Consider the following 7,730-nt stretch of genomic DNA (forward strand, 5'->3'; position numbering starts at 1 on the left):
GTTCGGCGTGGGGGCACTGCGCACCGCGACGCTGGACTCGTGGCGCGCTTCGCCCACCCGGCTGCGGGAGGACGCCGCCACCGAGGCTGATCTGCGCCATGGCGGCTATCGCGACCGGGTGCTCACCGAGCTCGCGCAGAATGCGGCGGACGCGGCCAGCGCGGCCGGCATCGTCGGCGCGCTGGCGGTGTGGCTGACCGCCGCCGATTCCGGCGCGCAGCAACTGCACATCTCGAACACCGGCGCACCGCTCGACTCCGCGGGGGTCGAGGCGCTCTGCGCCCTCCGGGCCTCCTCGAAGACGGGCGGCGTGGGTCGCTTCGGCGTGGGCTTCACGTCGGTGTCGATGATCAGCGAGGACATCGACCTCCGCTCGACCTCCGGCGCGGTGCGGTTCTCCGGCGCCCGCACCCGGGAGCTGTTGGCGCAGAGCGGAATCGCAGAGCCCGAGGTGGGCGTGCCGGTGCTAAGGCTCGCTTGGGCGATCGACGCGCCGCCCGTGGCGGGCGCGGACACCGAAGTGGTCCTGACCCTGCGGCCGGACATCGACGCCCGCGCGCTGATGGAACAGATGGCTGGCGAGGCGGTGGACCTGTTGCTGGAGCTGACCGGCCTCGGCGTGATCACCGTCGACGGGGTCAGTTGGACGCGCACGCGCACCGAGCTCTCGGCCGAGCCGGGCCCAGACATCTTGGCGCAGATCGCCATCGGCGACCGGACGTGGCTGGAGGCGGGACGCGGCGGGGTGCGCTGGCTGGCGCGGATGGACGGCGACCGCGTGGTCCCGGCCGGGCCCGACGTGCTGCGCGCGCCGACGCGCTCCGACGAGGAACTCTCACTCCCGGCGATCCTGGTGGCCGACGTGCCGATGGCCCCGGATCGCCGACGCCTGCTGCCCACCGGCACCATCGACCATGTGGCACACGGCTATCCAGCTCTAGTGCGCGCGGTACCCGCGGCACAGCGCCTGGCACTGGTGCCCACGCCCGGCTTCGCCCGCAGCGCGGCGGACGCGGAGGTCCGCGCATCGATCATCGCGGCGCTCCGCGACCATGACTGGCTGCCCACTGTGCGGGGAGTGGACGTGTCTGCGGCCAAGGCCGTCCTCCTGCCGAACCTCACCGCGGAGCTGGCGGAAGTGCTCGCGGATACCGTTGACGCGCTGGTGGTCCCGGAGCTGTCCGGGCCGTCGGGCGCCGTCGCGCTCGCCGCTGTGGACGTGACGATCCTGGACCCGGGCGGCCTGGCACAGTTGCTCTCGGGCATGGTCCGGGAGCCGGGCTGGTGGCGCCAGCTCTACGACGCGTTGGAACCCCTCGCCGCCGACTCCCTGGTGGCAGAGCAGCTTTCGAGCCTGCCCGTGCCGCTGGCCGATGGCCGCGTGGTCACCGGGCCACGCACGGTGGTCGTGGGAGTCGATGTCGAGGGCGGACTGGCGCTGCCTTGGGTCCGGCTGGTCCATCCGGAGGCGGCGCATCCGCTGTTGACGCGGCTAGGCGCCGGCGAGGTCACCGCACTGGAGTTGCTGCGGGACCCCGAGCTGGAGACGGCGGTGGAGGCGGCCGCCGACGACGACGGATTCGAGGACGGTGAGCTCACCCCGGAGCAGTTGGCGGACACTGTGCTCACTCTGGCCGCGCTGGCCCCGGAGGGCTCGGAGCTGCCGTCGTGGTTGGGCGCGGTCCTGCTGCCTGACGGGGACGGCGAACTCAGGTCGGCGGACGAACTGCTGCTCGCGGGTGCGCCGCTGGCCCAGGTGCTGGCAGAGGAGTCGCCCTTCGGGCTGGTGGACGAGGAGTTCCGGGCCCGGCACAGTGACTCGGCGCTGCGGGCAATCGGGGTCGGCTGGAGCTTTACCCTGCTGCGTGTGGAGGCGCCGACGGGGCCCGATCACGACCTCGACGACGAGGACTTCTGGTGGGACGGGCTCGACGAGGAGCCCGACACGTTGATCGCCGTCCGCGACCTCGACCTGATCCACCCGGATCGCTGGCCCGCGGCGCTCGGAATGCTGGCCGGAGATCCACAGATCGGGCCGTTGCTGGCGGACCGGGACGGTTACACCGCGTGGTGGCTGCGCCGGCACGCGGTGGTCGACGGCCAGCGTCTGGGCCTGTACCGCGGCGAGGACGAGACGTTCTCCGGGTTGCTCGACAAGATCGAGATCGATGACGTCAGCGCCTACGCCGGGCTCCTCGCAGGTGCGGCGGTGGAATCCGCCGAACTGGCGGAGACGCTGCTGGCGCGGCTCGGCGACCCGGATCGGACGCCGTCAGCCGCGGTTACGGCCACCGCGCATCGCCTGTTGGCCGAGGCTCTGCGCAGGGGCGTGATCGATACGGAGGATCTGGACGCGCCGGCCCGAGTGCGGGCGCTGGACGGCTCCGTCGTAGACGCGGAGCGGGCGATGGTGCTCGACAAGGCCTGGCTTGCGGCCGTCGTGCCCCCGTCTCGGCTGGTGCTCGGATTGCTGGCCGCCGCGGTCGAGCTGGCTGAGCTGCTTGACATCGACTTGGCGTCGGACGTGGTACACGCGGACGTCGTGTCCACGGGGCGGGCAAGCGCCGCGGACCAGGAGCCGGGCGCGGTGCTGGCTGCCGCTCAGCGGGGGCTGTCGGCGCCGACAGGGCAGATCCATGTGCATCGGGAGCTGCGGGTTCGGCTGGGCGATGACTCGGGTGAGATGACTGTGCCGTGGTGGGTGGACGATGGCGGCCGCATGCACACTGACGAGCGGTGGACCGGCCCGCTAGACACCACGCCACCCTGGAGCAGCTCTCGTCCCCAGCGTTCCTAGCGCGCGGCGTCGGCCTGCGGTAGCACGCGTGGAGACGCAGCAAACGGGGAGAGCTTGAGCCAGTGCGGCAGAGCATTGCGGACGTGGCTGGAACCTTCGAGAGTGAGAGAACCGTTATTCAGCGCCGCCCGCCAGGACAGGTCGCCGCGCCAAATCAACACCATTGTCCGCAGAGTGGACGTTGCGGTGACGACCACCTCGTACCCCGGATCGAAATCGCATAGGTCGACTTCGTGCTGCCCGTTGATGACAACCCACCAGTTGCTGGTGTGCGCGCCAACGTCGCTGAAGTGGAACTCCAGCACGGTGCGACCATCAGGGACGGTGGCCAGGTCGATGTTGCGGTGCACGTCCCACATCAGCAGGTGCGGGTCTAGATCCTCTTCCCCGAGTTGGGTCATCCAGCGCACGCCCCAGTTTCCCAACGCCATCACGATCGGCGCGAGCTCACGTCCGGCGGGTGTCAATTCATATCGGCTGCGCGTACCGTCGCCGATTCGCATGACCAGTCCGATCCGAACCAGCCCGCGCAGCCGCTTGGACAGTAGCGTCGGTGACATCTTCGGGACACCGCGGCGCAGGTCATTGAAGTGGTGACTGCCCGCGAGCAGTTCGCGGATCACCAGAATCGTCCACCGCTCGTCCAGCACTTCCATGGTCTTGGCGATGGGACAGAATTGTCCATAACCGGTCATCTGCCTCGACCTCCCTGCATTCTTGGATGCTACTCCGAAGACTGTCCTCATCAGTTCAGAAATGGCATCGGCTTGGTACAGATCCGACACTGGATGTGCGATACCCCGTCCTAGCACACTGGAACTTATGAACCCCGCGACAGCCAGGAGTGCCGATCTGAGTTCCTGCAGGCCTGGAAAAAACAGAAGGGCGTTACGATGAGAATCGCTAAGAACGAGATACCGACCAGGATTGATGTACCAGGAGCGGTTGCCCGGCAGCAGACCGAATTCGGAGACGCGACCGGCTACGCGACGATGGGTGGCGAGTACTTCACACTCGGGAAAGGTACCGACATCGCACCGCTGCTGCAGGGGCTCGACGGCGACCTGTGCCAGGCCCCACATTGGGGCTACCTGGAGCAAGGTGACATCACAGTCACCTACTCCGATCAGACACAGGAGACGATTCGCGCTGGCGACCTATTCTACTGGCCGCCCGGGCATACGGTGCGGGTCGAAGAAGACTCCGAGGTCATCCTGTTCAGCCCACAGCACGAGCACGGACAGGTGATTGAACACATGCGGGCCAAACTGGCCGGCTGACCTCACCTCGAGCGGGGCTGGCCGAGTAGGGCCTGCTGGATTTGGGCTAGACCAGCCCGCGCTGGGCGCCCCTGGTGCCGCGTCGGGCGGCGGCGCGCTGGATGAGGAAGATGGCGACTCCGATGGCGCCGATGCCCAGCCCCGCGTAGCACGTGGGGAGGATCGGAGACGACGTTCCAGCCACGATGAGGGTGACAATGATCGCCACGATCCACCCGATCACGCAGGCGATGACCACGGGCCGCGGGTCGGTGAGCGAGGTGGGTAGCGCCCACACTGGCGGCTTGTCGGCGGCACTGCTGCGATCGGTCATTCCTGGCACGCTACCGCAGCGCCTTGCGCGAGGAGTGGGTCTAACGTACAAGACTTGGGCGGGTGCCCTATTCTGCTCGCTATGGCAGATGAGACGGCGGGCGACGGCGCAGTGATGGAAACCCCACCAGGCAGCGTCCCGCCAGCGGAGAACACCGCGGCTAAGGTCCGATCCGGAGTGGTGGACCGGTATTTCAAGATCACCGAGCGCGGCTCGACGATGACGCGCGAGGTGCGCGGCGGCTTGGTCACATTCGTGACCATGGCCTACATCATCATCCTGAACCCGCTGATCCTCGGCAGCTTCAGCGCCGACGACCCGGGCGCGAAGCGGGACACCCTCGGCAACATTCTGTCCGTGGGCCAGGTCGCGGCCGTCACCGCGCTGGTCGCGGGCCTGATGAGCATCATCTTCGGCATGGTCGCCAAGTACCCGTTCGCGTTCGCGACGGGCCTGGGCATCAACACCCTCGTCGCCGTCACGATCGTCCCGCAGGTCACGTGGCCCGAGGCCATGGGCCTCGTGGTGATCGACGGCATCATCATCGTGATCCTCGCCGCGACGGGCTTTAGGTCCTCGGTGTTCAAGGCCATCCCCAATGAGCTGAAATCGGCTATCGCGGTCGGCATCGGCCTGTTCATCTGCTTTATCGGCATGGTCGACGCCGGATTCGTCACCCGTGTGCCCGACGCGGCCCACACCACCGTTCCGGTGGGCCTGGGCATCAACGGCTCCATCGGCTCCTGGCCCACGGCCCTGTTCGTGTTCGGCGTGTTGCTGATGGGCGTGCTGGTGGTGCGCAAGGTGCGTGGCGGCCTGCTCATCGGCATCATCGTCACGACGCTGGCCTCGTTCGGCGCGCAGGCGATCTGGGACATCAAGCCGTCGATGGGCGGCGAGAACCCCGGCGGCTGGGGCATGTCCGTGCCGATGCTGCCGAATATCTTCGCGAGCATGCCGGACCTGAGCCTGGTCGGCGAGTTCAGCTTCGGCGCGTTCGCCCGCATTGGCGTGCTGTCCGCCTCGCTGCTGGTGTTCACCCTGGTCCTGGCGAACTTCTTCGATGCCATGGGCACTATGACCGGTTTGGCCAAGGAAGCGGAGCTCTCCGACAAGGACGGCAACGTCCCCGGCATCGGCAAGGCCCTCGTGGTCGAGGGCGCTGGCGCGATCATGGGCGGCGCGGCCTCCTCGTCGTCGAACACGGTGTTCGTGGAGTCGGCCTCCGGCATCGCCGATGGCGCCCGCACGGGTCTGGCCAACGTGGTGACTGGCGTGCTGTTCCTGGCCGCGATGTTCTTCACCCCGCTCTACGAGATGGTGCCGATCGAGGCGGCTGCGCCGACGCTCGTCATCGTCGGCGCGATGATGATGTCGCAGATCAAGGACATCGACTTCAGCAGGTTCGAGATCGCGATGCCCGCGTTCTTGACGATCGTCGTCATGCCCTTCACCTACTCGATCGCGAACGGTATCGGCGTCGGCTTCATCGCCTGGGTGGTCCTGGCGGTGGCCGCGGGACGGGCTCGCCAGACTCACGTTTTGATGTGGCTGGTATCCGCCGCCTTCATCGCGTACTTCGCCATGGACCCCATCAGAAGTGCCCTCGGATAGCGATCGGCACCACCCTAGTTTTAGGGGCATGCCTGGTCACCGTCGTTTTTGGGTCGAATCTGGACTCATAAGTAACTTCGGTAAATTATTCGTTTATTTACCAGAGGTCACCTAGGATTATGATGTGGGCATCAATGTGGAGGGGGACCGTGTCGCGGTTTTGGCCAGGGATTTCACCCGGGCCACCACGCGGCTGAGTCGGATATTGCGAACGAGGCAAGTTTCGTCTGTCAGCCTCCCGCAAATATCGGCGTTAGTGGCGCTGTTGATGAACGGGCCGATGACGCCGGGTGGGCTCGCCAACTACGAGCGCGTCAAGCCACCATCGATGACCCGAGTGCTGGGACTGCTGGAGAGCTCGGGTTTGATCGACCGGACCAAGCACCCCACCGACGGGAGGCAGGCGATCGTCGCGATCTCCAGCCAGGGCAAGGCGTTGCTGCTGACGGAGCAGTCCACCCGGGAGAAGTGGCTCAGGGAGAAGATCGAGGGCCTGACCAGCGACCAGCGGAATACGCTGTGCGCGGCGGCGTCCATCATGATCGAGATTTCGTCCGAATAGTCCAGGTGTTAGTGCAGGGCTGGTAGTCGGCGCATTCCGGGCTGCGGAACAATGGCGGGGTGGTTCACGTCATCGATATCAACGACCCGGCTGATCCCCGGCTCGACTCCTTTCGCGATCTCAACAGCTCGGATCGGCGGCCAGACCTGCCGGATGGCCGCGGCCTGGTGATTGCCGAGGGCGTCCTGGTGGTGCAGCGCATGATCGACTCGCGGTTCCCGATGGCGGGGCTGCTGGGGGTGGAAGGACGCCTCGCCAAGCTCGGTGCCGACTTGGACGCCGTCGACGCGCCGTACTACCGGGTGACTGCGGAGATGATGACGGCCTGCATCGGCTTTCCGCTGAACCGGGGTGTGTTGGCCGTCGCCGAGCGGCCAAGCACCCTCACCTTCGACGCCGTGGTGGACGGGGCCCGCACCTTGGTGATCCTTGAGGACGTCAACGACCACGAGAATATCGGCTCGATCTTCCGCAACGGCGCCGGCATGAATGTCGATGCGGTGCTTTTTGGCGGCAGTTGCGCGGACCCGCTGTATCGGCGGGCGGTGCGAGTCTCGATGGGGCACGTGCTCCGGGTGCCGTTTGCCGATGTCCCCGACTGGCCCAACGGCTTGCAGCTCCTCCGGGAGCGGGGCTTCCAAGTGGTGTCCCTGACCCCGAACCCTGAGGCGTTGCCCCTCGCCGCTGCGATGTCCGGCGAGAAGGTTGCCCTGCTGGTCGGCGCGGAGGGTCCGGGACTGCGCGAGCACACGATGCAGGCCACGGATGTTCGGGCGCGGATCCCGATGGCCCCGGGAGCAGACTCGCTGAACGTTGCCACCGCCGCGGCGATGGCATTCTATGAGCGGATTCGCAGTGACGGCTAGTCGCGAGGCACTGGCGTGGTCCGAGCCTGCTCGGCCCCCGGTCCAGTGGACGGGCGTGGTTGTCGCCATTGCGGTGGCGGCCTGGGTGGCCGTGCTGGTTGTGGTGTTCAACATGGCGCTGGCAGAGGTCAAGTTCTGGCTGGTGCCGATCACGAACGTGGTGGCGGTGGGCGGCTTGGCCCCGACTGTATGGAGTTGGCGGGGGAGGCTGGTGCTGCGCTTCCTGAACTGCCCCAGGTTTTGTGCCGCATCCTTGTGAGTTGAAAGGATGCAAACATGCCCAAGAAGATCGAGCCCG

Annotated in this window: 8 protein-coding genes; 6 read left to right on the forward strand and 2 right to left on the reverse strand. The window is 67.1% G+C overall.

The genetic code is table 11. The features are described 5' to 3' along the window. Positions 1–7 precede the first annotated feature (7 nt). Positions 8–2,797, forward strand: coding sequence for a sacsin N-terminal ATP-binding-like domain-containing protein (locus TBIF_RS05695; protein WP_084611559.1), 2,790 nt, complete (start codon positions 8–10; stop codon positions 2,795–2,797). On the opposite strand, the gene TBIF_RS22940 is transcribed toward TBIF_RS05695, so the two are convergent. After that, complete coding sequence (locus TBIF_RS22940; protein ID WP_038169975.1) at positions 2,794–3,492, reverse strand: winged helix-turn-helix transcriptional regulator; 699 nt, start codon at positions 3,490–3,492, stop codon at positions 2,794–2,796. The genes TBIF_RS05695 and TBIF_RS22940 overlap by 4 nt on opposite strands. Positions 3,493–3,690: 198 nt before the next feature. Here TBIF_RS22940 and TBIF_RS05705 point away from each other — a divergent pair, with 198 nt between their 5' ends. Further along, positions 3,691–4,077, forward strand: coding sequence for a cupin domain-containing protein (locus tag TBIF_RS05705; protein WP_024793891.1), 387 nt, complete (start codon positions 3,691–3,693; stop codon positions 4,075–4,077). A gap of 46 nt (positions 4,078–4,123) precedes the next feature. Here the strand turns inward: TBIF_RS05705 and TBIF_RS05710 are convergent, their stop codons facing one another. After that, positions 4,124–4,390: a DUF2530 domain-containing protein gene (locus tag TBIF_RS05710; RefSeq protein ID WP_024793892.1), complete on the reverse strand. Its 267-nt coding sequence runs from the start codon at positions 4,388–4,390 to the stop codon at positions 4,124–4,126. 219 nt (positions 4,391–4,609) lie between these two features. Here TBIF_RS05710 and TBIF_RS05715 point away from each other — a divergent pair, with 219 nt between their 5' ends. The 4 genes from TBIF_RS05715 (at position 4,610) to TBIF_RS05730 (ending at position 7,691) form a co-directional block, all read left to right on the forward strand. Then, entirely contained in the window at positions 4,610–6,004 is a 1,395-nt protein-coding gene (locus TBIF_RS05715; RefSeq protein WP_051461372.1) for an NCS2 family permease, read from the forward strand. Between the two features lie 124 nt (positions 6,005–6,128). Next, positions 6,129–6,566 (forward strand): MarR family winged helix-turn-helix transcriptional regulator, encoded by a 438-nt coding sequence (locus tag TBIF_RS05720; RefSeq protein WP_024793894.1) that lies wholly within the window; start codon positions 6,129–6,131, stop codon positions 6,564–6,566. Positions 6,567–6,625: 59 nt separating this feature from the next. Continuing rightward, on the forward strand, positions 6,626–7,432 hold the full coding sequence (locus TBIF_RS05725; RefSeq protein ID WP_024793895.1) for a TrmH family RNA methyltransferase: 807 nt from the start codon (positions 6,626–6,628) through the stop codon (positions 7,430–7,432). Next, positions 7,422–7,691, forward strand: coding sequence for a DUF2537 domain-containing protein (locus tag TBIF_RS05730; RefSeq protein WP_024793896.1), 270 nt, complete (start codon positions 7,422–7,424; stop codon positions 7,689–7,691). Before TBIF_RS05725 ends, TBIF_RS05730 begins: the two co-directional genes overlap by 11 nt. Positions 7,692–7,730 lie beyond the last annotated feature (39 nt).

This window comes from Tomitella biformata AHU 1821, from assembly GCF_000524475.1.
Taxonomy (GTDB): domain Bacteria; phylum Actinomycetota; class Actinomycetes; order Mycobacteriales; family Mycobacteriaceae; genus Tomitella; species Tomitella biformata.

Bases quoted from the DNA above. Each gene is read 5' to 3' on its own strand.
- TBIF_RS05710 (WP_024793892.1), bottom strand. From the start codon at position 4,390: ATGACCGATCGCAGCAGTGCCGCCGACAAGCCGCCAGTGTGGGCGCTA.
- TBIF_RS05715 (WP_051461372.1), top strand. From the start codon at position 4,610: ATGACGCGCGAGGTGCGCGGCGGCTTGGTCACATTCGTGACCATGGCC.
- TBIF_RS22940 (WP_038169975.1), bottom strand. From the start codon at position 3,492: ATGACCGGTTATGGACAATTCTGTCCCATCGCCAAGACCATGGAAGTG.
- TBIF_RS05705 (WP_024793891.1), top strand. From the start codon at position 3,691: ATGAGAATCGCTAAGAACGAGATACCGACCAGGATTGATGTACCAGGA.